At 67.9% G+C, this 22,902-nt stretch carries 26 protein-coding genes; 18 read left to right on the forward strand and 8 right to left on the reverse strand.

Translation table 11 applies throughout. The annotated features are described in order from the left end of the window. Window positions 1-440 precede the first annotated feature (440 nt). The 12 genes from UC32_RS09700 (at window position 441) to UC32_RS09755 (ending at window position 7,291) form a co-directional block, all read left to right on the forward strand. Entirely contained in the window at window positions 441-635 is a 195-nt protein-coding gene (locus UC32_RS09700; protein ID WP_045731026.1) for a hypothetical protein, read from the forward strand. A 171-nt stretch (window positions 636-806) separates the two neighbouring features. Then, window positions 807-1,667 carry a CPBP family glutamic-type intramembrane protease gene (locus UC32_RS09705; RefSeq protein WP_045731027.1) on the forward strand — a complete coding sequence of 287 codons (861 nt, stop codon included), beginning with the start codon at window positions 807-809 and terminating at the stop codon, window positions 1,665-1,667. Between the two features lie 141 nt (window positions 1,668-1,808). After that, window positions 1,809-2,300, forward strand: coding sequence for an Asp23/Gls24 family envelope stress response protein (locus UC32_RS09710; RefSeq protein ID WP_045731028.1), 492 nt, complete (start codon window positions 1,809-1,811; stop codon window positions 2,298-2,300). Next, complete coding sequence (locus UC32_RS09715) at window positions 2,297-2,488, forward strand: DUF2273 domain-containing protein (RefSeq protein WP_015938414.1); 192 nt, start codon at window positions 2,297-2,299, stop codon at window positions 2,486-2,488. The genes UC32_RS09710 and UC32_RS09715 overlap by 4 nt, the downstream gene beginning before the upstream one ends. Further along, window positions 2,485-2,790, forward strand: a complete 306-nt coding sequence (locus UC32_RS09720; protein WP_045731029.1) for a hypothetical protein — start codon at window positions 2,485-2,487, stop codon at window positions 2,788-2,790. Before UC32_RS09715 ends, UC32_RS09720 begins: the two co-directional genes overlap by 4 nt. Before the next feature lie 93 nt (window positions 2,791-2,883). Next, window positions 2,884-3,465, forward strand: coding sequence for a hypothetical protein (locus UC32_RS09725; protein ID WP_045731030.1), 582 nt, complete (start codon window positions 2,884-2,886; stop codon window positions 3,463-3,465). Next, window positions 3,462-4,082, forward strand: coding sequence for a hypothetical protein (locus tag UC32_RS09730; protein WP_045731031.1), 621 nt, complete (start codon window positions 3,462-3,464; stop codon window positions 4,080-4,082). Before UC32_RS09725 ends, UC32_RS09730 begins: the two co-directional genes overlap by 4 nt. 62 nt (window positions 4,083-4,144) lie before the next feature. Further along, window positions 4,145-4,375, forward strand: coding sequence for a CsbD family protein (locus UC32_RS09735; RefSeq protein ID WP_045731032.1), 231 nt, complete (start codon window positions 4,145-4,147; stop codon window positions 4,373-4,375). Window positions 4,376-4,505: 130 nt separating this feature from the next. Continuing rightward, a complete protein-coding gene (locus UC32_RS09740; protein WP_045731033.1) occupies window positions 4,506-5,093 on the forward strand; it encodes an RNA polymerase sigma factor in 588 nt (195 codons plus the stop codon). Continuing rightward, window positions 5,090-5,671 carry an anti-sigma factor family protein gene (locus tag UC32_RS09745; protein WP_045731034.1) on the forward strand — a complete coding sequence of 194 codons (582 nt, stop codon included), beginning with the start codon at window positions 5,090-5,092 and terminating at the stop codon, window positions 5,669-5,671. The genes UC32_RS09740 and UC32_RS09745 overlap by 4 nt, the downstream gene beginning before the upstream one ends. Beyond that, the gene (locus UC32_RS09750; RefSeq protein WP_045731035.1) at window positions 5,668-6,129 is read left to right on the forward strand and encodes a hypothetical protein; all 462 of its coding nucleotides are present in this window, start codon (window positions 5,668-5,670) and stop codon (window positions 6,127-6,129) included. Before UC32_RS09745 ends, UC32_RS09750 begins: the two co-directional genes overlap by 4 nt. A gap of 88 nt (window positions 6,130-6,217) precedes the next feature. Further along, window positions 6,218-7,291 (forward strand): LacI family DNA-binding transcriptional regulator, encoded by a 1,074-nt coding sequence (locus tag UC32_RS09755; protein ID WP_045731036.1) that lies wholly within the window; start codon window positions 6,218-6,220, stop codon window positions 7,289-7,291. Here UC32_RS09755 and UC32_RS09760 read toward each other — a convergent pair. From UC32_RS09760 to UC32_RS09775, 4 genes are read right to left on the reverse strand one after another with little or no spacing between them, the layout of a single operon-like run. Continuing rightward, on the reverse strand, window positions 7,288-8,694 hold the full coding sequence (locus UC32_RS09760; RefSeq protein ID WP_045731037.1) for a glycoside hydrolase family 32 protein: 1,407 nt from the start codon (window positions 8,692-8,694) through the stop codon (window positions 7,288-7,290). The genes UC32_RS09755 and UC32_RS09760 overlap by 4 nt on opposite strands. Window positions 8,695-8,727: 33 nt before the next feature. Then, window positions 8,728-9,633 carry a carbohydrate ABC transporter permease gene (locus UC32_RS09765; protein ID WP_045731038.1) on the reverse strand — a complete coding sequence of 302 codons (906 nt, stop codon included), beginning with the start codon at window positions 9,631-9,633 and terminating at the stop codon, window positions 8,728-8,730. 8 nt (window positions 9,634-9,641) lie between these two features. Further along, window positions 9,642-10,607 (reverse strand): carbohydrate ABC transporter permease, encoded by a 966-nt coding sequence (locus UC32_RS09770; protein ID WP_045731039.1) that lies wholly within the window; start codon window positions 10,605-10,607, stop codon window positions 9,642-9,644. Then, window positions 10,604-12,025 (reverse strand): extracellular solute-binding protein, encoded by a 1,422-nt coding sequence (locus tag UC32_RS09775; protein ID WP_045731040.1) that lies wholly within the window; start codon window positions 12,023-12,025, stop codon window positions 10,604-10,606. Before UC32_RS09775 ends, UC32_RS09770 begins: the two co-directional genes overlap by 4 nt. A gap of 154 nt (window positions 12,026-12,179) precedes the next feature. Between UC32_RS09775 and UC32_RS09780 the strand changes: the two genes are divergently transcribed. Continuing rightward, on the forward strand, window positions 12,180-14,276 hold the full coding sequence (locus UC32_RS09780; protein ID WP_045731041.1) for a penicillin acylase family protein: 2,097 nt from the start codon (window positions 12,180-12,182) through the stop codon (window positions 14,274-14,276). Continuing rightward, complete coding sequence (locus UC32_RS09785; protein WP_045731042.1) at window positions 14,276-14,887, forward strand: GNAT family N-acetyltransferase; 612 nt, start codon at window positions 14,276-14,278, stop codon at window positions 14,885-14,887. The genes UC32_RS09780 and UC32_RS09785 overlap by 1 nt, the downstream gene beginning before the upstream one ends. Here the strand turns inward: UC32_RS09785 and UC32_RS09790 are convergent. From UC32_RS09790 to UC32_RS09800, 3 genes are all read right to left on the reverse strand, one after another. Continuing rightward, complete coding sequence (locus UC32_RS09790; protein WP_045731043.1) at window positions 14,884-15,633, reverse strand: hypothetical protein; 750 nt, start codon at window positions 15,631-15,633, stop codon at window positions 14,884-14,886. The genes UC32_RS09785 and UC32_RS09790 overlap by 4 nt on opposite strands. A gap of 189 nt (window positions 15,634-15,822) precedes the next feature. Next, window positions 15,823-16,863: an NAD(P)-dependent alcohol dehydrogenase gene (locus tag UC32_RS09795; RefSeq protein WP_045731044.1), complete on the reverse strand. Its 1,041-nt coding sequence runs from the start codon at window positions 16,861-16,863 to the stop codon at window positions 15,823-15,825. 110 nt (window positions 16,864-16,973) lie between these two features. Then, a complete protein-coding gene (locus UC32_RS09800) occupies window positions 16,974-17,381 on the reverse strand; it encodes a (R)-mandelonitrile lyase (protein WP_045731045.1) in 408 nt (135 codons plus the stop codon). A 139-nt stretch (window positions 17,382-17,520) separates the two neighbouring features. Between UC32_RS09800 and UC32_RS09805 the strand changes: the two genes are divergently transcribed. Next, complete coding sequence (locus tag UC32_RS09805; protein WP_045731046.1) at window positions 17,521-18,405, forward strand: helix-turn-helix transcriptional regulator; 885 nt, start codon at window positions 17,521-17,523, stop codon at window positions 18,403-18,405. Between the two features lie 42 nt (window positions 18,406-18,447). On the opposite strand, the gene UC32_RS09810 is transcribed toward UC32_RS09805, so the two are convergent. Next, on the reverse strand, window positions 18,448-19,632 hold the full coding sequence (locus UC32_RS09810) for a PQQ-dependent sugar dehydrogenase (RefSeq protein ID WP_045731047.1): 1,185 nt from the start codon (window positions 19,630-19,632) through the stop codon (window positions 18,448-18,450). A gap of 512 nt (window positions 19,633-20,144) precedes the next feature. On the opposite strand from UC32_RS09810, the gene UC32_RS09815 reads away from it, so the two are divergent. Genes UC32_RS09815 through UC32_RS09825 form a run of 3 tightly spaced genes read left to right on the forward strand, consistent with a single transcriptional unit; the run spans window position 20,145 to window position 22,851 of the window. Beyond that, window positions 20,145-21,245: an ABC transporter substrate-binding protein gene (locus tag UC32_RS09815; RefSeq protein ID WP_045731048.1), complete on the forward strand. Its 1,101-nt coding sequence runs from the start codon at window positions 20,145-20,147 to the stop codon at window positions 21,243-21,245. Beyond that, a complete protein-coding gene (locus tag UC32_RS09820) occupies window positions 21,242-22,099 on the forward strand; it encodes an ABC transporter permease (protein WP_152642593.1) in 858 nt (285 codons plus the stop codon). Before UC32_RS09815 ends, UC32_RS09820 begins: the two co-directional genes overlap by 4 nt. Beyond that, complete coding sequence (locus tag UC32_RS09825; protein WP_082072026.1) at window positions 22,075-22,851, forward strand: ABC transporter ATP-binding protein; 777 nt, start codon at window positions 22,075-22,077, stop codon at window positions 22,849-22,851. The genes UC32_RS09820 and UC32_RS09825 overlap by 25 nt, the downstream gene beginning before the upstream one ends. The last annotated feature ends 51 nt before the right edge of the window (window positions 22,852-22,902 follow it).

Here is a 22,902-nt window from a genome sequence, read left to right on the forward strand (position 1 = left end):
CCCCCCCCGGCCAGCGACTCTCCCGCCCGTCCCCAGGGTCACGCGTGTGATGAGTTTCACCTGCAATATTCGGCCATCTGGTTGGGCGGCCGCCGAAGCCCCGTGCACTATGGAAGGGCAGGGCTGGAGACTATCCGGCCCTCTACCCACCTGGTGAAGCGATGAAGCGCACCGGTGCGCCCCCGGCCGCCGACGCCTCAGAGCTCGTTCAGGCCGCTTCCCGGCTTCCGGCCGGGGTCCATAGAAAGTACAGAACGTGATTTCCGTGCCGCCGCGCGGGTCCGGTGTGATTGCTCACATTGCTGCCCGATTGATTGCCAACTCCGTCAGCGGCGTGCACCATGGAAGAACGGGAATGCGCTTTCCCAACTAATTGCCTCACCGACGAGGCCCCGGCCTGTTCAGCCAGGCCGCCCACCGCAAGAAATGGAAGTTGAATAATGACGTTCGATGCCACTCACTCCGTAACCCTGAAGATCTGGGACAAGGCAGCCCTCCACCACACCCTTGATGCTGCCATCAGCGATCTCTCCACCCGCCACAACACCACCACCTGCCAGGTGGCGGTCACCTGCAGTGGCCCGAACACCTTCACGCTGAGCCTGCGCAACAGCGGCGCCCTGGCCACCGCCTAGGCAACCGGAACTGCCGCGGAAGCGGACGACGGCGGGCCCTCCCGCCGTCGTCCGCTTTCCTTTTGTCCGCCCCAGCCCGCAGGCGTCCGGTAGGGCCACTGGAGCAGGCGTTCAGTAGAGCAGGACGTCCAGTAGAGTCGTGGCAACAACCTCGACACAAAGGTTTGGATGATGCAGGCTGGCGATAAATCCATGCGCGTGCCCTCGTCGGATCCCGCTGCCGGGCAGGTTGGGACGGCACCCGTCCGGGCGAGGCTGGCCGTAGTCCCGGCAGCGATGCTGTCGGCCGCGGGATTCCTCCTTTTCGCCCGCGAAGACCGGCTCTCCGGCTTTCTCCTCCTGGCGGCTGCCCTTGCACTGGCGGGATTCCTCAGCCGGAAGCTGCTAATCGACCTGGCCCTGATCACCGTGGGACTGACCGCCATGAGCCTGGTGCCCATCACCACGGACATCAGCACCGAGCACATGGCCATCATGGGCACCGCCATGGTTGTGGCGGTGGGCATCCCCTACGCCATCTCCCGGTTCATCACCAAGGACCACTCCATCCGGTTCCCCATCCGGACCGGGCAGCCGTGGACGCGGGCGGAAAAGTGGTACCTGCCGGCGGTCCTGGTGATCGGCTATGCCCTGATGCCGGTGTACATGATCCGGACCGGCGTTTACGAGAATTGGCCTGCCGTAAGTGACGCTGACGGCATTGCCAGGCTTTTCCTGGGTACCAATGTCCTGGGCATCTGGGATGAACTCTTCTTCATCTGCACCACCTTCGCGCTGCTCCGACGGCACCTTCCGGACTGGCAAGCGAACCTGCTCCAGGCTGTACTGTTCACGTCCTTCCTGTGGGAACTCGGCTTCCACGCCTGGGCGCCGTTCTTCATTTTCCCGTTCGCCCTGCTGCAGGCCAGGCTGTTCACCGTAACCAAGTCGCTGTCCTATATTGTCAGCGTCCACCTCTTGTTCGACTTCGTACTGTTCCTGGTCCTGATCCACGCGCACAACCGCGAATGGATCAACATCTTCCTGTACTGACCGCGTCACCAATCCCCTTCAGAAACATGTGACGCACGTCACGCAAGAATGACCGTGACGATCTCCCTCCCTGCTGCGTCTTACCTGTAACGGCGCAATCCCGCGCCTGGAACAGAACGCCAATCGAGCAGGAGTGACGTAATGACCACGCAGCCCAACGCCAGCACGCAGCAGACCGGCACCGCAGCGCAGAAGAAGCCGGCAGCCACCCACTCCCTGGACACGGCCGAAGGCCACGACGGCCGTGGCCGCACCACCGTCGCCGATGGCGTAGTGGCAAAGATCGCCGGCATCGCCATCCAGGAAATCGACGGCGTCCACGCCCTTGGCGGCGGCGCTGCCCGGGCCATCGGAAACCTGCGCGAGCGGGTGGGCCAGAAGGACCTCACCCAGGGCGTGAGCGTTGAGGTGGGCCAGACCCAGGTGGCCGTGGACGTAACCCTGGTGGTCGAGTACCCGCACCCCCTCCAGCAGGTGGCGGACAACGCCCGCGACGCCGTCTACTCCGCCGTGGAGGACCTGGTGGGCATGGAAGTCACCGAAGTGAACATCACCATCACGGACATCCACGTCCCCTCCGAGGACAACGACGGCGAGGCTGACGACGCCGGCCACGAGCCGAGGGTGGCATGACCCCGGTCATCGGCGGTGCGGCAGCCGGGGCAGTCCTGGCGGTAGTGGCGCTGGCCTTCGGGTTCTGGGGCTTCATCCTGACCCTGCTCTTCATGGGCATCGGTGCGGTCCTGGGACGCGCCGCCGAGGGCCGCCTGGACCTGGCGGCGGTGTTTGACGCCCTGCGCGGCCGCCGCACGTCGTCGTGAACCGCCAGGGCCACACCCGCATCGCCCCGGCCGCCCTCCGGAAGACCGTGGAAGCGGTGACGGGCCAGGCGTTCGGCGTTCCCCAGGCTGACGTTTCCGCCTCCCTGCGGGACGACGCGGGAAAGCTGGGGGTGGACCTCTTGGTCCGCCTGCCGGCACCTTCCTTGCTCGCGACAGCCCCGGAGGGCCGGCCACCCCTGTTTGAACAGGCGGAAGTGGCCCGGCTGAAGATTTCCTTCATGGGGCGCCAAGTCACCGGCATGGAGCTCGGCAAAATCAACATCAGGCTCGGGGCCGCATGAGGAGCCTTCCCGCGGAGGCACACCGGCTGCCTGTGGCCAGGACGGCAACACCAAACAGCACCAGCACATCCAGCGACCCACCAGGAGGTCACCGTGGGCACGGCCCGAACCTTTAGCAGGATTGTCCGGCGGGAAACGCATTCATCGCGCGCCGGGCTGTCCGCCGCCACTGCGGTGCTCCTCCTGGCCGTCTTCCTGTGGCTGGGCACCGAAAGTGTCCTCGCCCTGCTGGGCCAGGATGCCCTGGTGGCCGGTCCCGGCAGGCTTGCCGACGCAGCGGCCACAGCGCCGCAAACCACGCCTCCGGCCGAACTGACCGCGGCCGGGGTTGCCGCCGCCGTCCTGGGCCTCACGCTGCTGGTGGCCGCGTTCAAGGGCGGCCGCAAGGGGCGCCGGCCGATGCAGGCCGAACGCGCTGCAGTGGTGGTGGATGACCAGGTGATTGCGGCTGCAGTCTCCCGGCAGGTGCAATTGACCGCCAAGCTCGCTCCCGAACAGGTGGCCACCACCATCAGCCGAACACGCGCCCAGGTGGCCGTCAGGCCGACGTCGGGCGCTCCCCTGGACCGCGAAGCCGTCACCCGGGCTGCCGCAGCGGAGCTCGACTCTTGCCGCCTGGGACGCAAACTCAGCACCGATATCCGCATCGCCACCGAAGGAGCACTGGGACGATGAACCACACCAACCGCGCCCTGAACCGCTTCTTCCTGGCTATCACTGGACTGGTCCTGGTGGCCGCCGGCACCCTCACCGCGGGTGCCGGAATGGACGCCGGCGTCCGGGACCGCTGGAGTTCCGTCAGCACCAGCCTATTGGGGGGCTGGCGGAACCTCCGGGGCACCGCACCCCTGCAGGAGCCCTTGGGCAGCTGGTGGGCACTGGCAGTGCCCACCGTGCTCCTCCTCGGCGCCACAGCCAGCATCATGTGGCTGACCCGGCAGGGCGGCGGGCGGACCAGCGAGGCAGCCCGGCAGCGGGACCCCGAACTCGGGGACACCGCCGTCGACATTTCCTATCTCGAATCCGCCGTGGAGGCCGCGCTGGAAGGCAACCGGGCCGTCGTCGGCAGCTCAGTGTCCGCCTGGCGCGGACGCGGCCGGCGGCGCACCACAACCCAAGGACTGCGCATCACCCTGCAGGCAAGGCGCGGAGCATCTCCGCGAGAGGTGGCCGACCTCGCCGAGGCACTGGTCACCGGCATGGAAGCCCTGCTGGGCCATCGCACCACCGTTCTGGTCCGAATAGCAGGTGGAACCAGGACCCGGCTGGCCGGTGCGCACCGCACCAGCTAGCAACGCTGCCGTGTTTCGGACACACAGGAGCGCAACAGGAACACCGAGAGAAAGGCATCATCATGGGACTCGATGACAAGATCAACAACGCCGCCACCAACCACGCTGGCGCCGCCAAGGAAGGCGTAGGCAAGCTCACGGGCAACGAACGGCTCGAGCGCGAAGGCCAGCACGACCAGGCCCAGGCGAAGGTCCAGGAAGCCGGCGAGAAGGTCAAGGACGCTGCCAAGGACATCGGACACAACCTCAAGGAAGCTGCGGAGAAGGTCAAGGAAAGCTTCCGCAAGGAATAGCCAGCCCCTGGGCGGAAGGCGCGTTGCAGCCAACCGTGGCGCAACGCGCCTTGCCGTCAGTCCGTTCGTCCGGCGCACCCCTTTCATGCCTGCCCAGGCAGGCAAGCGCCGATAATGAAAGCAGAGTCAGGTGACAGGAACACCCTTGGTGCGGGACCAGCTGGACCTGGTCCCCGATGCCATCCTGGCCGGCAGGGCAGCCGACGGCGATACGGCGGCTTTCGAGGCCCTCGCCCGGCGGTACGGGCCGCACATGCGGGCATGCGCCCGCCGGCTGACCGGATCGCACGCCGATGCCGACGACGTGGTCCAGGAAGCCCTGGTCCAGGCCTGGAAGCAGCTTGAATCGCTGCGCGAACCCGCTGCGGTTAAGGGCTGGCTGCTCAGGCTGACGGGCAGCAGGAGCATCGATTACCTGCGCCGGCGCAGGAACCACACCAGTCTGTCGGCCCTGGAAGAGGGCGGGGCAGGACTGGAACCTTCAGCCACCGCACCCGGCCCCGAGTCATCCGCCGTGGCTTCCTCGGGTACCGATGCCCTGAAGGCTGCCCTGTCCCGGCTGCCCGAGGAACAGCGCCGTTGCTGGGTACTGAAAGAGTTCAACGGACAAAGCTATGAGCAGATTGCGCAGACCCTGAACATCAGCCCAGCCAGTGTCCGGGGACGGCTTGCCCGGGCCCGGATTACACTGGTCCGCGAAATGGAAGGATGGCGATGAGCATCCCCCACGACACGTTCGAGTGCGGGCACACGCTCGAGGAGTTGAGCCAGTACCTGGATACCGGCGAATTCCCCGATCCCCGCCACCTCGAGACATGCCCTGATTGCCGCAACGGCCTCGACTCGCTGCGCCGGCTTTCCACCGCCGGCAGCGAGCTGTTCAGCAACGACCTCGCCGAGGCCGGCAGCGGCAACGACGACTGGATGAAGAACATCCTGGCCAACCTCAAGCTCGAGCTCCGGCCAGGGCGTTCCATTCCGCTGCGGTCCGAGAACGCGGCGGACACCCTGACCGAAACAGAAGGCTCGGTCCTCGCCCTGGTCCGTTCCGTCACCGACCTGGCACCCGGTGCCGTGGCGGGCAGGGTCCGGCTTGAAGGAGATGTCACCGTCCCTGGTGAGGCCATCACCGTCAACCTGGACCTTGCCGTCGCCTTTGGCAATCCACTGCTGGGCAGCGCTGCGGCACTCCGTCACGACCTCGGGGAAGCCCTGGCCCGGCACACCGAGCTGAACATCGCCGCCATCGACATCACCATCACGGACGTGATCGACACTCCCCGGGAGGAACCATGACAGTGCCGGCGCAGCCAACTCCCGCGAAGCGGGAAACGGTGCGGGAAGATGTGCGGGAAGAGCTTCCGGGCAACGGGCAGGCTGGTCAACCGAACGCCGAGGCGCCCGGGTCCCTGCGGGCCGCCGTCCTGCGCGTGGAGGGCGTCACAGACGTCTTTCCGTCCCGGCCGCTCTGGCAGCGGTTGCCCGCCGGAGCCTTGTCCCTGCTGCAGCAGGCGGCGGGGCAACGGGGTGCCGGCGACCGGTCAACGGGTCAGCAGGGCGGGGATCCCGACGACGGCCCGCTGGTTGAAGCCCGGGCGGACGGCAGTGCCACGGACGTGACAGTCCGCATCGGCGTGGGTGCCGACGCCCGGACCCCGGACGTGGTGCGGGCGGTTGCTGCGGCGGTCCGCGCCCATTTTGCCCCCGCGCAGGTTTCGGTGAAGGTCACCGTGGCACGCATATCCCCCGAGTAGCGGGACCCGTGCACGTGCGGCGGCAGCGGATCCTCACACGCGTTAGGTAAACTGCAGCATCACTGTTGTTTGCCACCAGAGGATCACCATGAATCGCAAGGCCACCGCACTGGACGTCGCCAAGCTGGCCGGTGTTTCGCGGAGCGCCGTCTCCCTGGTCCTTAACGGCCGCGGCGACGGCAACGTGGCGCTGGAAAGCCAGCAGCGGATCCGTGAGGCCGCGGCCAGCCTGAATTACACGCCCAATAAGATCGCCCTCAGCCTGCGGAACCGGCAGTCCCGGATCATCGGCATCGTCTCGGACCAGGTGGTCACCAGCCCGTTCGACGGCAATATCATCGCCGGCGCGGATGCTGTGGCGCGGGAGCACGGCTTCGTCACGGTGGTGATGGACACCGAACTGGACGGGTCCCGTGACGAAGGAGCGGTGGAAACCCTCCTGGACCGGCAGGTGGACGGGCTGATGTATGTCACAGTGGGCCTGCGTCCGCTGCATGTCCCGGCGAACATGGAGCGGGTGCCGTCCATCCTGGCCAACTGTTTTGATGACCGCCCCGAGGCCGGTGTTGGAGCGGTCATTCCGGACGAGGTCCGCGGCGGGCGGGAAGCCGCCGAGCACGTCATGTCGCTGGGCCACCGGGACATCGCGTTCCTTGCCGGTGACTCACTGACGCCCGCGGCGCCGCGACGGATCGAAGGCTACCGGGAGGCGTTCCGTAGGACAGGACAGCCAGTGAACGAGGCCAGGATCCTGCAGGTGGGCTGGGACATCGACGCCGGCTTCCATGGCGCCATGAAGCTCCTGGACGGCGACGGGGCCGCCCACCGCCCCACCGCCATCCTGTGCGCCAACGACCGCCTGGCCATCGGTGTGGTGCTGGCGTGCTACCGGCTGGGCCTGAGTGTTCCGCAGGACATCTCCGTGATGGGCTACGACGACGAATTCCGCGTAGCCAAGGCCATGGTGCCCGCACTGAGCACCATGGCCCTGCCGCTGCGCGAGATGGGCGCCGCTGCCATGACGGCGCTGCTGGGCGATGTCACGCAGCACCGGGTGCAGCTGGACGATCACGGCACGCCAGGCGGCAGCAGCACCGAAACGATGGTGCCCTGCCGCCTCGTGGTCCGCGACTCCACCGGCCCGGTACCTGCCGGCCGCTAAGCCGGCAACGGCTGGCCCAGCTCCCAGACGTCTGCCGTAGCACCGGCAGGAAGCAGCAGCTGCCATTTCTCCCCCGCCGCCGGGTACGCGCGGAGGGTGGTGGCCACGGCTCCGGTGCGGTAGACCTCCACCAGTGAGGCGTCCACGAAGAGCCGCAGTTCCTCCCCGTCCGCAAGGGGGCCGCTGAAGACGGTCTGCTGGCCGTCCCCGCCCACCAGCAGGAGTTCGACGACGGCGTCCCCTGCACCTGCATCCTGCACGCCGGAGGCGCGGGTCACCACAGCCTCCGCGAACGGCGGCAGCTCCACGCCACCTTCGGCTGAGCGGGCCACCGGGTCACCGCGGTAGGCCTCGATTTCCGGGGCAGGGGCAACCGCCAGCGTCCCGTCCACCACGGACAGCTCCCGCGGGAAGGTGAGCACCCCGGACCAGCCTGCGGCGTCGATCTCTTCCTGGCTGCGGCCACGGCGCCCGTCCCTGCCCGGGCCTTCGTTGGCCCAGCCCCACAGCAGGGCGCGGTCTTCGAGGGCAACAACCTGCGGCGCATAGAAGTCGCGGCCCAGGTCCGACTTGCCCCCGTTGCGGGGCGTGAACACCGGGAGCCCGGTGGCGGGGTCCTCGGTGAGCGAGCCGATCAGGTGGCCCACCCCGTTGGCGTGCTCGTGCGCGTCGCCGGAGAGCCACAGCGAGAACATCGCCACCCAGGTGTCTTCCGCGCCGGAAGCGTCCGGGACCCGGACCAGCTGCGGGCACTCCCAGATCTCGGCCGGCGTGAACTGTGCTGCCACGGGATCCGCGGACGTGAGCCACACGCCCTGGTACTTCCAGTCGGACAGGTCCTCTACCGTGTAGAGGAGGAGCGCGGCGTGTCCGTTGGCCAGCCCGGCGCCCTGCATGGCGTAGCGCTTGCCGTTGAAACGGAAGATGAAGGGGTCGCGCACCGCGGTGACGTCCCCGCCGTCGGGCATCCGTGCCGCAACGTGACCGGTCTGGTCCCAGTCCACCAGGTCCTGCGAACCGCGGGCGATGACCACCTCGGAGTGGCCGCCGTCGCTGCGGACACCGGAATATGCGGCGGTGGGGACACCGGCGTCGTCCGTCACCACGCCCGTCCAGCAGCCGTACTCATCCGGCCCGCCGGGCTGGGGGCGCAGCGCCACGGGGTGTTCTTCCCAGCGCACCAAATCCGCGGAGCTGACGTGCCCCCAGGCGATCCTGTGGTGCCGGGCGGAGTCCGGGTTGTACTGGAAGAACACGTGGTGGCGGCCGTTGATGAAGCTGATGCCGTTGGGATCGTTGATCCAGCCCTGCGCCGGGCGCGGGTGGAACCGCGGGAAAGCGGGATCGGGATGGGCAGCGGCGACGTCGTCGAAGGAGATGGCGGCGAGGTCCGGGGTGGGCATGGTGGAGCCTTTCAAGGTGGAGGAAGGAAGAAGTTACTTGCCCGTGCCGGCGGTGAGGCCGGCCTGGAGGGCGCGCTGGCCGAACATGAAGACCACCAGCGCCGGGATCATGGACAGGACCACGCCGGCCAGGACCACCGAGATGCTGCCGGTGCCCAGGTTGCCCTGGAGCGAGACGAGGCCCAGCGGAAGCGTGAAGTTCTGTTCGGAGATGGTGAGGATGAGGGGCCGGAAGAACTCGTTCCAGTGGAAGTTGAACGCCAGGATCCCCACGATCGCCATGCCGGGCATGGCCAGCGGGGCGTAGACCGAGCGGAAGGTCCGCCAGGGTGAGGCACCGTCGATCGAGGCGGCCTCGGCCAGCTCCGTGGGTAGTCCCAGGAAGTACTGCCGCATGAGGAAGGTGCCGAACGCCGTCGGGATGGCCGGCAGGATCAGCGCCAGGAGGGTATCGGACAGGCCCATCCCGCGGATCAGCATGAAGACGGGCACGATGGTCACCTGCACCGGCACCATCATGGTGGCCAGGACGATGGAGAACAATGCGCCGCGGCCACGGAATTTGAGGTGGGCGAACGCGTAGCCGGCCAGCGCCGCCGAAACCATCTGGCCCACGGCGATCAGGCCGGTGACCAGGGCGCTGTTGAGGACCAGGAGGAAGATGTTCAGCTGCTGGAACACCTGGCCGTAGGACGTGAAGTCAGGGTTCCAGGGGATGAACGACGGCGGCAGCTTGAAGGATTCCGACGGCGAACGCAGCGACGTGGACAGCGTCCACAGCACCGGGCCCAGGGTCAGGGCTGCCGCGATCAGCAGCAGGATCACGCGGAGGGCAGTGTTCCAGCTGAACCTGCGCCGGTTGGTGCGGACGGCGGGCAGGCCCGCGGAAAGCCGGGGCGTGGGCCCGGAGGCCAGGCCGTGCTCAGTGGTGGTGGTCATGGCTGGCCTTACTGGTAGAAGACGAATCGTTTGCTGAGCCGGAACTGCGCGGCCGTGATGGCCATGATGATCAGGGTGAGCAGCACGCCGATGGCGGATGCCTGGCCGAATTCAAGCCGCTGGAAGGCCGATTCGAAGATCACCATGACGGCGGTGCGGGTGGAGTCGCCCGGGCCGCCGCGGGTCAGGACGTACGGCTGGTCGAACACCTGGAGGGCGCTGATGATGGCCATCACGGACGCCACCAGCGTGGTGGGGCTGAGCAGCGGAAGCGTCACGTGCAGGTGCTTGCGCCAGCCGGTGGCGCCATCGATCGATGCCGCCTCATAGGTCTCCACCGGAATGGAAGCGAGGCCGCCGATGAACAACAGGAACGAGAACCCGAAGTTCTGCCACACGTAGACCAGGATGACGACGGCGGCGGACCCGCCGGGGGTGGTCAACCACGGGACCGCGGGGATGCCCACCAGCGACAGCAGCCAGTTGACCACGCCGAACTGTTCGTTGAAGAGGTACCGCATGAAGATGGACACGGACGCCGCGGAGAGGATCAGCGGGAAGAAGAAGGCGGAGCGGAAGAACACCCGCAACCAGGCCGGCATCTTCTCCTGCACCATGATGGCCAGGGCAAGGGCCAGCCCCAGTTGCAGGGCCACGGCCACCACCACGAACACGATGGTGTTCAGGAACGACACCCTGACGGTGGGGTCCTGCACTACTTCGGCGAAATTGTTGAAGCCCACGAAGGACGGAGCCGAGATGATGTCCCAGCGGAAAAAGGCAAGGACCACGGACGCCACGATGGGTATCAGCGTGAACAGGCCCATGCCCAGGATGGTAGGGGCCAGGAAGACCCACGCGAGCCAGCGCTGGCTGTGGCGGCCGGTGCCGGTCTTCCTGTTCCGCGCCGGCGTGGGCCTGTCCGGCCTGGCTGCCTGCCGCGGCCTTTCCTGCGGCGGGATGGTGGTGCTCATGGCTGCCTCCTCAAGGCAATTTCAAGGTCCCGCTGCATCGATGCAAGGGCCTGCTTGAGCTGCTGTTCGTCGCCGCTGACGGCGAGTGAGACGTTCTTCATCAGGGCCGTTTCGACCGCGGCCTGCTGGGGCGGCGCCGGGATGGGGCCGGTGGTGGGGAACCTGTCCAGGGTGTCGTAGAAGACCTTCCAGTGTGCGGGACCCTTGCTGGCGTAGAGCTTCTCGTTGACCATGGAGCGGCGGGCCGGCGTGGTGGCAGGGTTGGGGAAGATCAGTTCCATTGCCTCGCGGCTGGAGCTGAACTTGATCCATTCCCAGGCGGCGTCCTTGTCCTTGGCGGTCTTCATCATGGCGTATCCGGCGGTGCCGAACTGGTGCCGCTGTGTCTTCCAGCGCGGGAAGAACTGGACGTCGAAGCCGTCTTCGGCCATTCCTGCCTCGTGCAGGCCCTGCACCCAGTAGCCGCCGGCAGGGGTGGTGCCGATCCGGTTGGAGGCGAACAGGCCCACCAGGGAGTTGCCGCCGCCCTCTTCGGGGCGGACGCCGAGCCCGTCCTTGACCAGGCCGCGGAGGTAGTCGAAGGACTCGAAGACGCGGTCATCGTTGGCGTTGGGTTCCAGCCACTGGTAGCCGCCGGAGCGGAGGCTGCGGGAGGGGTCGCTGGCGTAGAAACCGTCCCAGAGCCAGTCCCCGCCGGTGGACCTGGTCTCCTTGAGGAAGCTGGTGTCATTGGCGTACAGCCACGGCACCACTCCGCCGAAGAGCCGGTTGGTCCAGTAATACGGGGTGAAGTCGGAAGGCCGGGCCTTCTTCATCGCCGCCAGGCTGCTGCGGAAATCGAGGTGCGACCAGTCATCCGCCGGCCGGTCGAGGCCGGCCGCCGCAAACGCGGTGGTGTTGTAGTACATGTTAGCCGCGTTCCAGTCCATCGGGAGCTGGTAGAGGCTGCCCTTGTACATGAACGCTTCCACCAGGCTGGGGTGGACATCGCTGAAGAACTCCCGCATGTCCGCGGCGTCGCGGCGGATGTAGTCGTCCAGCGGATGGGCCAGCTTCTCGGCGAAGAGCTGGGCGCCTTCCGTGGCCACGTACACCACGTCCGGCGGGGTGCCGGCAGCCACCATGGTGAGGATCTTGGTGAAGAAATCCTTCCAGTCCACTGCCTGGATGGCTTGGACTTTCACCTTGATATCCGGGTGGATGCGGCTGAAGGCGTCGATGGCACGCTGGCGGGCGGCGGCGTCCGCTGCGGTGCCCAGGATGGCGATGCTGAGGCTGTTGTCCCCGCGGCCGGGAATGTCCGTCCCGGAGAGCCGCGGCCACGACGCCACGGATGCTCCGATGATTCCTACGCCCAGGGCACCAAGGGCGGTGCGGCGGGTGATCTGCCGCAACTGCCCGTTTATGGCTCCGGTCATGTCTAATTCCTTCCTAACACGTGTTAGGAACTGTAGACCTGGCACCTAACACGTGTCAAGCGTCACAACGTACTTAGCGCCGGAGGTCATCTTTTGGGCAGACCCGGCTGGAGCCGTACCCTACTTAGGATTACCTAAGAAGAAGGACCATGCCGTGCCAGTGACCTACCGCGACCCCTGGGGCGTCCCGCACCTTCGCGCCGGCACCGCCGAGGAACTGGCGTTCCTGCAAGGCAGCAACGCCGCGGCCGACCGTTCCTGGCAGATCGAGATGGAGCGCTGGCGGTCCGAAGGCCGGACGGCAGAGCACCTGGGCGACGACGGGCTGCTGTGGGACAGGTTCGCCCGCCAGGCCAGGATCGATGACACTGCCCGCCGCTGCTTCGACAACCTGGACGGGGAGACCCGGCGCTGGGTCACGGCTTACGTGGACGGCGTCAACGACGCGCTGGCCCGCGGACGCCGGCGGGCGCAGGAGTTCCGGGAAACCGGTACCGAACCCGGGCCGTGGGAGCCGTGGACCCCGCTGGGCGTCTTCCTGGTCCACCACATCCTGTTCAGCACCTTCCCCAACAAGCTCTGGCGCGACCATGTGGCCCACACCCTCGGACCGGACGCGGTGGGCCTCTTCAGCATCGAGGCGCCGGTCTGGGCCGGCAGCAACGCCTGGGCGGTCTCCGGGAGCCTGGCTAACGGCGGTTCTCCCCTGCTGGCCGGCGACCCCCACCGGCTCATGGAGCTGCCCGGCGTGTACCAGCAGGTGCGGCTAGCCTGCCCCGAGTTCGACGCCGTGGGGCTGGCTTTTCCCGGCGTCCCCGGGCTGCCGCACTTCGGCCACGCCGGCGCCGCAGCGTGGGCGGTCACCAACGCCATGGCTGACTACCAGGACCTCTACCGCGAGCAGTTACGCCGCGACGGCGGGACCCTGCAGGCTCTCGGCCCCGACGGCTGGGAGCCGGTGGTTGCGGACCACGAGGAGCAGATCCGGGTACGCGGCGGCAACACCGAGGCGGTCCAGGTTGTGGAGACCGTGCGCGGGCCCGTGATCACCAGCGGGTACGACGGCGGCACGCTGAGCCTGCGGATGCCCTCACGGGTGGGCGGGCGGCTGGGTTTCGAGGCCCTCCTGCCGCTGCTGCGGAGCCGGTCCGCTGCGGATGTCGAGGCGGCGTTTGGCGCCTGGGTGGAGCCGGTCAACTGTGTCCTGGCCGCCGATTCAGGCGGTGCCGTCCGGCAGTTCGTGGCGGGGGCCGTTCCCCAAAGAAGCCACGAGAACCGGGTGCGTCCGGTCCCGGCGGACTCGGGCGGGCACCAGTGGACCGGCGGCTGGGTGGCGCTGCCGGCCTCGGACGTGGAAACGCTGGCGGTCAATGCCAACGACCGTGCGTCCGGCGGCGGCGATCTGACCGGCCTGGAGTTTGCCCCCGCGCACAGGGCCGAGCGGATCCGCGCGCTGCTGGAGCAAGCAGGGAGCGGCCTCGATGCCGGCAGCATGCAGCGCATCCACATGGACAGCAGGCTCGGGTCCTGGCCCGCGCTGAAAGCGGTGCTGGAGCGGCGCGGGACCGGTGCTCCCCTGTCGCAGGCTGCGGCGGACCTACGCCGCGCGCTGCTCCGCTGGGACGGTGACATGCGGGCGGACAGTTCCCTGGCAGCTTCCTTTGCCGCTTGGCGCTCGGCATTCGTCCGCGCCCTGGCCTCCGCTCCCCTGCTGGCTCCGCTGGCCCGGCCCGCGGGCCACTCGCCGCTGTTCAGTCCCTGGCTGGACCCGGTGTCCAGGGTGGGTTTTGCGCTGGAGACCATCGTGGCGAAGGGCGACGCCGCCGGCCTGGACGTGGCAGCAGCGGCCACCGAAGCGCTTGAGGCGGCGGCAGCGTCGCCGTCGTCCGCGGACTGGGGCGCAACCCACACCGTGCTGCCGCTGCACGCGTTGGCGGACCACCCGTCCGCCGGTGCGAAGGCACCGCGTATCCCCATGACCCCGCTGTCCGGTGACACGGGCTGTGTGCTGTCCACCGAAAGCCTGCCCGGGGTCACCGACGCGTCCTTCCGGGGCCCCGTGGCCCGTTACGTGTGGGACCTGGCGGACCGGTCCAGGAGCCGGTGGGTGGTTCCGTTCGGAACATCGGGCCATCCCGGCGACGCGAACTTCCTGAGCCAGCGGCCGGTTTGGGCCGCCGGCGAACTACTGCCGGTTATCACGGACTGGGACCAGCTGAGCCGCGAGAACTATGACGAAGGAGAACCGTGATGGGCGCTGACGCTTCAGGCCACACCCGCGAGGCCGTGTACGGGGAGGAGCTCGAGGGCCTGGGCTTGCTCAGGCTGTTCCGGCTGGCACCGGAGGACGACGCGGACCTACTTCACAGCTGGGTGCGCGAGGAGCGCGCGAGGTTCTGGGGCATGAACGGCTGGAGCCGCGACGAGGTCCGGGACGTATACGCCTTCCTGGACAGCCTGGACACCCACCACGGCTACCTGATGGTTGTGGACGGTGAGCCTGCTGGCATCTTCCAGACCTACGAGCCGCAGCACGATCCGGTGGGCGAGGCCTACCCGGCGCTGCCGACGGACGCGGGGATCCACCTGTTCCTGGCGCCCACCGGGACGCCGGTACCCAACTACACGCCAAGGGTCATGGAAGGCCTGGTCCGGTTCGTGCTCTCGGATCCGGCCAAGGACCGGGTGGTGGCCGAGCCGGACGCCCGGAACGGAAAGGCCATCAGGCGGATGGAGGGTTTCGGATTCGAACGCGGCCCCATTGTGCAGCTGGCCGAGAAGGAGGCCCAGCTGATGTTCCTGGGCCGGGCGGCATTCCAGGCACGGACCGCCGGCCGGGACGAGGTCCGGCCCGGCCTCTAGCCTGCCGGGCGGAGCGAGGTGATCATCCGCCGGATGTTCTGGTATTCGGTGGTGTCCATGTACTTGCGGGCCTGTTCCAGGTACGGAAGGTTTTCAGCGCCCGGAGTGGTGTTGTTCTCCGGATTGTAGAAGGCGCCGAACATCGCGGCCGTAGGCGGCCAGGTGAAGAACTGGAAGATGGGGCAGGCCAGGTCACCGGCGGGTGCTGCTGAAACGGTAATGCCGTAAGCCGCCGCCGGGGTGTTGGCAGGGCCGGGGGTGCCGGAATTGCCGCGGGTTTCAAACACGAACCGCGGGACTGTTCCGGCCTGGGCCAGGGCAGGGAGCTGCTGGGACTCAAATTCGGTGAACGGGTACTTTTCCGTACAGGTGGAGCCGGTGGCCATGTTGGTCCGCAGCGTCGCCAGCGGCTTACCGGACTCGTTGGTGACCTCGGCGAAGGCCCCGCCACCGTCGGGCAGCTCCCCGGCGGGATCCCTGATGCTCCAGTTGGCGGGGTGGTCGAACGCCAGCTGCCCGTCCGCCGTCGTAAACGTTGCCCAGGGCTTTGCGGTGCCGGTGGTCATTGCGGTGCCGGTGGGCGCAGGCTCCGGTGGCGTGCCGGTCCCATCCGGCGGAACGGTGGTGACAGGAACGGATCCTGGCACCGTGGCCGTGGCCACCGGCGGGCTGGCCTGCTGTCCGCAACCGGCTGCGGCCAGGACGGCCAGGACCAGGACGGGAAGCAGCCGGTGGAACGTTTTCATGACACCCTCCCGGGCCTCGCAAAATATGTCCTTCAATTGTGGGACGGCTTCCCCGGTTTGCGCCTGGATGCGGAGGATTGGAGCCCAACCGTTGTGCCTGGTAACAAGGGGGTCTAAAACCCTGCTGGCGTTAACGCACGAACGGCGGCCGCGCTCCTTCCGGAACGGGCCGCCGTCGTAAGCCATCCGTTAGATGGTGGCAGTGTCAATCACGAAGCGGTAGCGGACGTCGGAGGCCAGTACGCGCTCGTAGGCCTCGTTGATCTTCACGGCCGGGATGACCTCGATTTCCGCGCCAATGCCGTGCTCGGCGCAGAAGTTGAGCATCTCCTGGGTTTCGCGGATGCCGCCGATCATGGAGCCGGCGAAGGACCGGCGTCCGCCGATCAGGGCGAAGGCGTTGACGGGGAGCGGCTCGGCGGGAGCACCTACGTTGACCAGTGCGCCGTCGAGGGTCAGCAGCTGCAGGTATGAGCTGATGTCGATCGAGGCGCTGACCGTGTTGATGATCAGGTCGAAGTGTCCGGCGAGTTCGGAGAAGGTGTTCTCGTCGCTGGTGGCGTAGTACTTGTCGGCACCGAGGCGGAGGCCGTCTTCCTGCTTCTTCAGGGACTGCGACAGGACCGTCACTTCAGCGCCCATGGCGTGGGCGATCTTGACGGCCATGTGGCCGAGGCCGCCCAGGCCGACGACAGCAACCTTCTTGCCGGGACCGGCACCCCAGTGGTGCAGCGGTGAGTAGGTGGTGATGCCGGCGCACAGCAGGGGGGCGGCAACGTCGAGGTCCAGGCCTTCGGGGATGGTCACCACGAAGTCTTCGGTGACGACGACGTGCGTGGAGTAGCCGCCCTGGGTGATGGTGCCGTCGCGGTCAACGGCGCCGTAGGTGCCCACGTTGCCCTTGAGGCAGTACTGCTCCTCGCCCTTCTGGCAGTTCACGCACTCGCGGCAGGAGTTCACCATGCAGCCAACGCCGACGCGGTCGCCGACCTTGTGCTTGGAGACCTCGGAGCCAACCTCGGTGACGATGCCGGCGATTTCGTGGCCGGGGGCCAGCGGGTACTGCTGGGGACCCCAGTCACCGCGCACGGTGTGGATGTCGGAGTGGCAAATGCCGGCGAACTTGATGTCGATCAGGACGTCGTGGGGTCCGACTTCGCGGCGCTCGATGGTGGTTGCAACCAGGTCCTCGGTGGCGGACGGGGATGCGTAAGCCTTGACGGTGGTCATGGTTCTCCTGTGCTTCTTGGGGGATCTCTAAAATGCTACCGGCGCTATCTGACCGGAACCTGCAAAACGGGCCTGCCTCGGTGGCCCTGTTGTACCTAGTACTGGCAGTCCTACCCTTGGCGGCCTTCATACTGCTGGTCCGTGATGTGCTCGGCCCAGGCGGTGGTGGCGGCCGGGTCCTCGTCGTTTTCGAGGATGGCGATGTGTTCCATGAAGGTGCCGTTCGCCGAGGCGTGCCAGTGCTCCTCCCCGGGCGGCGTGTAGAGGGTCTGGCCGGGGTGGACTTCGATGATGGTGCCGTCGCGGCTGCCGAAGCGGGCCACGCCGGAAGTCACGTGCAGGTACTGGCCGCGGGCGTGGGAGTGCCAGGCCGTGCGGGCTCCGGGGGCGAAGCGGACCTTGGCGACGACGGCGCGCTGCTCGGGTCCGTTCGGGGCCGCGATCAGGTCCACCCACACGTCACCGGCGAACTGTTCCGGCGGGTTTTTGACGGTTTCGCGTGCTGGTTCGATGTTCATGGTGTTTCCTTCCGGCCTGGGGCGTTGCCTTGCCTTCCATCCATCCAAGCCGGTCCATGCAGCGGTAGCGAGGGCCCTGCTGTAACGGGTTATGCCAGACCCTCCTTAGGGCCCGGGCATTAGTCGTAACGTGTCCTGTATGGATAACCGAGCCGAGGTACGGCAGTTCCTTTCCACCCGCCGCGGGCGCATCACGCCCGAACAGGCGGGCATTGAGCCCTACGGTGGGCGGCGGCGGGTGCCGGGGCTCCGCCGTGAGGAAGTGGCGAGGCTGGCCGGTGTCAGCGTGGACTACTACACGCGCCTGGAACGGGGAAACCTGACGGGGGTCTCGGACAGCGTGCTGGATGCCATCGCCGGTGCACTCGAACTGGACCGTGCCGAGCACGACCACCTTTACGACCTTGCCCGCACCGCCAACACGTCGGGCCGGAAACGGGCCGCCATTTCTCCGGCGGCGGGGGTGCGCCCGGAGCTGCAGTACCTGTTGGATACCATCACCGGCGCGCCTGCCTTCATCGGCAACAACCGGCTGGACATCGTGGCCGCCAACACGTTGGGGTACGCGCTGTATTCGGACATGTACCGGGTTCCCGCCAGGCCTGCGAACCATTCACGGTTCATTTTCCTGGACCCCAGGGCGCACACGTTCTACACCGATTGGGAGCGGGCGGCGAACACCAATGTGGCTATCCTGCGGCGCGAGGCGGGGCGGAACCCGCACGACAAGGGCATTGCCGAACTGATCGGTGAGCTGTCCATGCGCAGCGACGAGTTCCGCACCCGGTGGGCTGCCCACAACGTCCGGCGCCACTACGCGGGGACCAAGTTTTTCCAGCACCCCGTGGTTGGCCTGCTGGAGCTGAACTACCAGGTCCTCGGCCTGGAGGAGGACCCCGGGCACTCCCTGACGGTCTATCCGGCCACCCCCGGCAGCGCATCGGACCAGGCCCTCAAGCTCCTGGCTTCCTGGGCGGCGACAGAGAACATCGCGGAACTGGCCCAGGCGGGCGTCCGGAGCTGACCGGGTTCAACAGCGGGCAACCCTCTGGCCCCTTTCCGCCAGCTATCCCAGGGGAACGGCGAGGATCCGGTCGTCGCCCTGCCGTGGACTGCCCCGCCCGTCGGTGTTGTTGGTGACCACCCACAGCTGGCCGTCCGGGGCCACAGTGACGTCACGGAGCCGGCCGAACTCCCGGCCAAAGTGTTCCGTGGACGTGGACGGATCCGAGACCGGAACGGACCGCAGCACCTGCCCGCGCAGGTTGGCGATGAACAGGGTCCCGCCGGAGTGGGCCATCCCGCTGGGGCTGGCTGAACCGGGCTGCCACTGCTGCACCGGGTCCACGAAACCGTCACGTTCCGCGATGCCCTCCACCGTGGGCCAGCCATAGTTCGCGCCGGCGGTGATGATGTTTAGCTCATCCCACGTGTTCTGACCGAACTCGGTGGCGAACATGGTTCCGTCCTCAGCCCAGGCGATTCCCTGCGGATTGCGGTGACCGTAGCTGTAGACCAGGGAAGCCGGGAAGGGGTTGCCAGCCGGGACAGAGCCTTCGGGCGTCATCCGCAGGATCTTTCCGGCGAGCGCATTCCTGTCCTGGGCGTCATCCCGCCGGCCCGCGTCCCCGGTGGTCACGTAGAGCATGCCGTCGGGGCCAAAGGCGATCCGGCCGCCGTCGTGGTTGCCCGCGGCCGGGATCCCGTCCAGGAGGGTCCGCGGCTGCCCCAGGGACAGCGAGCCCCGGGTTCCGGTGACCGGGAAGCGCTGGACGCGGTTGCCGCCGTCCGCCGTCGAATAGACGAAGAGGTCACCGCCGGAGCCCACGGCCAGGCCGAGGAGACCTGCTTCCCCACGGGCTGCCACACCGTCCACGGTGCCGATGGACCGTGATGAACCATCCGTGGCGAGCTCAAGGATCCGGCTGCTGTTCCTCTCGCTGACCAGCGGAACGCCGTCGCGGAACACCACTGACCACGGGGCCTCCAAACCGGTGGCCACCGGCTGCGGGCTGCCCTCGATGGTGGCTGCCGGCGAAGGGGCGGTGCCGGCCGAAGGCGTCGGGCCGGGGCTTTCGGGGCCGGCGGACACTGAATCCGTGGGTGTGGCCGAGCTGGTGGAGGGGCCGGGTCCGGGCGCGGGCGTGCAGCCAACGAGCAGCAGAACTGCCCCTAGGACGGCTGCCGGCAGGATTGCTGGTCTCACGTGCTTCCCCTTCGCATTGTGTGCCTGGCCTCTATCGTCCCGCATCCGGCGGGGCCGCCACACCGTCCAGTCATATGAAGTCCCGTTGCGGTACGTGGCGCTGCGTTGCCTGTTTTGACCCTTCTGCGCGCCAATATGTAGCGCGGTTGCGTCCCGTTGAGCGTCTCCGTCAAAGTGCTGGCCAAGGCCTTGAAGCGCGTGCTTAGGTAGTTCCCACGGTCCCGGCCAGGCCGCTTTACAGCACGCACCAGCTTCAACCCGCGCCAGCCCCATCGAAGACAGGAGGACCTGATGTCTGATTCATCCAGCCGCATGCACCGCAGCACCACATGGGGTCCGCATTGTTGCCGCCCCCGAATGTCGCCGCCCAGCCGAATGGCAGCAACACGGCGCTAGCTTCGGCCGCGGCCCCACAGATTTCCTTACAGCGGGTGCCGGCGCGTCGGGCCTGATTCGTCCGACGCCGGCACTCCCCTTGCATCCCTTTTCCGCCTTCCGGGCCACGAGCCTTCGTTTGCCCTGCCCGGATTTGCCCGCATTCCTTCCGAAAGGCACCCATGTCCTTCGCAGCATCCTCCCCACCTTCTTTCACCCGGCGCCGTGCGCTCGGGGCACTCCTGGCGATTCCCGCCGTCGGACTTCTTTCTGCCTGCGGCGGTTCCGCCACTGCCGGCGGCGAGCGGATCAGCCAGGAGGCCCTTGCCCCGCTTGCCGCCTCAGTCCCCGCCGGCACCACCATCAAGGTGGGCGACCCCAGCATCCGCGTGGCACTGGAACTCTCCGGCCTGAACAAGGAACTGGCCGGTATCAACGTGGAATTCGCCAACCTCTCCGGCGGTCCGCAGACCACCGAGGCGTTCCGGGCCAATGCCCTGGACGTCGGCTCGGTGGCCGATATCCCGCCCATCCACGCCACCTGGACCGGCCTGGACGTACGCATCATCGCCGCCGTGTACCGCCAGGACGCCGTGAACCACCCCATCTACGAACTCGGCATCGCGCCCGGTGCCGGGATCACCAAACTGGAGGAGCTGCGAGGCAAGAAGGTGGCGTACAGCCCCGGGCAGGCGCAGGGCGCCCTGGTCCTGCGCATCCTGGATAAGGCAGGGCTCAAGCAGGAGGACGTGAAGCTCGTGGAGCTGCCCAGCACCGGCGACGCCTACGCCTCGGCGCTGTCCAGCAAGCAGGTGGACGCCGCGCCGCTGGGCGGAGTCCAGATCAAGCGCTACCTCGCCAAGTACACGGCCGACGGCGCCACCACCCTCCGCCACGGCCTGCGGGATGATCCCGGCCACCTCTACTCCCCCGCCAGCGTGCTGGCCGACCCCGCCAAGGCAGCGGCGCTGGCCAAGTACGTGGAGGTGTGGGGCAAGGCCCAGCGCTGGGTGGAGGACCACCCGGAGGAATGGCTGGAGGGCTATTACGTCAAGGACCAGGGCCTGTCCCGCGAGGACGGCCAGTACCTGATCGAGGCCACCGGCAATCGGGACATCCCCACGTCCTGGACAGAGGCCATCGAACGCCACCAGCAGACCATCGACCTGCTGTCCCGCGAACAGAAGAAACCGCAGCTGAACGCCAAGGACCTCTATGACACCCGGTTCGAGGCCATCGGCGGCACGTCCTTCGCCGCGGCCGCCACGGCAGGTGCCGCATGAGCGCCGTACTGGACCGCCCCGCCGTCGAACCCCACCTGGACCCGGACCTCGACAAGCGCGAAGACGTCAGGCCCACCGGCAAGCGGCTGGGCCCAGGCCGGCGCCGCAGGCTCGCTTGGGTGCTGGGCCCCGGCGCACTGCTGGCCCTCTGGACCATCACGTCCGCCACCGGCATCCTCGATCCGCGCATCCTGTCCGAACCCTGGACCGTGGTGGCCACCGCCGGCGAACTGATCGCAGACGGCCGGCTCCAGGAAAATCTCGCCATCTCAGCCCAGCGCGCCGGCCTGGGACTCTTCTTCGGCATCGTGGTGGGCGCGGTCCTGGCACTCCTGGCCGGGCTGAGCAGGGTGGGCGAAGCCCTGATCGACGGTCCCGTGCAGATCAAGCGCGCCATCCCCGGCCTGGCCCTGATCCCGCTGCTGATCCTGTGGTTCGGCATCGACGAGACCATGAAGGTCCTCACCATCACACTGGGCGTGTTCGTCCCGATCTACCTGCAGACCCATGCCGGGCTGCGCGGTATCGACCTGCGGTACGTGGAACTGGCACAGACCGTGGGCCTGAGCCGCGCCGGTTTCATCCGCAAGGTGGTCCTCCCCGGCGCCCTGCCCGGATTCTTCCTGGGTTTGCGCTTCGCAGTCACCGGCGCCTGGGTGTCCCTGGTGGTGGTGGAACAGATCAACGCCACCAGCGGCATCGGCTACATGATGGAGCTCGCCCGCACCTACGGCCAAACCAACATCATCGTCCTCGGCCTGGCTGTCTACGGCATCCTGGGCCTCCTCTCCGACGGCATTGTCCGCTTCATCGAACGAAAGGCCCTCTCATGGCAGCGCACCCTGGCGGGCTGACCGCCGTCGCACCCCGTCCACTCACGAACACCTCCCCGGACGCCGCCAAGGCTGCGGTGTCTGTGCGCGGCCTGGTCCGCAGCTTCGGGCCCAAAGGCGTCCTGAACGGAGTGGACCTGGACATCGCACCCGGTGAATTCGTGGCACTCCTTGGACCCAGCGGCTGCGGCAAGAGCACCCTGCTCCGCGCCCTCGCCGGCCTGGACCACGACGTCCGTGGCAGCGGCGTCATCAGCGTCCCGGACCGGGTGTCGGTGGTGTTCCAGGACTCCCGGCTCCTGCCGTGGGACACGGTCCTGGGCAACGTCACCCTGGGTTTGCGGGAGCACGACGCCGAAAGCCGGGCACGCAGGGCCCTCGCCGAGGTGGGGCTCGCCGGCCGCGAAAAGGCCTGGCCGCACGAGCTGTCCGGCGGTGAACAGCAGCGCGTCGCCCTGGCCCGGTCGCTGGTCCGCGAGCCGCAGTTGCTGCTCGCGGACGAGCCGTTCGGCGCCCTCGACGCCCTGACGCGGATCAGGATGCACGGCCTGCTCCAGGACCTCGTGGCTGCACACCGGCCCGCCGTCCTGCTGGTCACCCACGACGTGGATGAGGCCATCGCCCTGGCCGACCGGATCGTGGTGCTGGACCACGGCCGCATCTCGACGATCCGTCCTGTTAGCCCCGAGATTGGTTCCGCGGCTGACGCCGCCGGTCACGAAGCCCTCCGCCGCGACCTCTTGACTGCCCTCGGCGTCGAAGCCGCCCACTAACCCCGGGGGTTGAGCGCCCCGCCCGGCGCGCCGCCGTCGGCCGCCAACCCA

This window comes from Pseudarthrobacter chlorophenolicus (genome assembly GCF_000962805.1).
Lineage (GTDB): Bacteria > Actinomycetota > Actinomycetes > Actinomycetales > Micrococcaceae > Arthrobacter > Arthrobacter chlorophenolicus_A.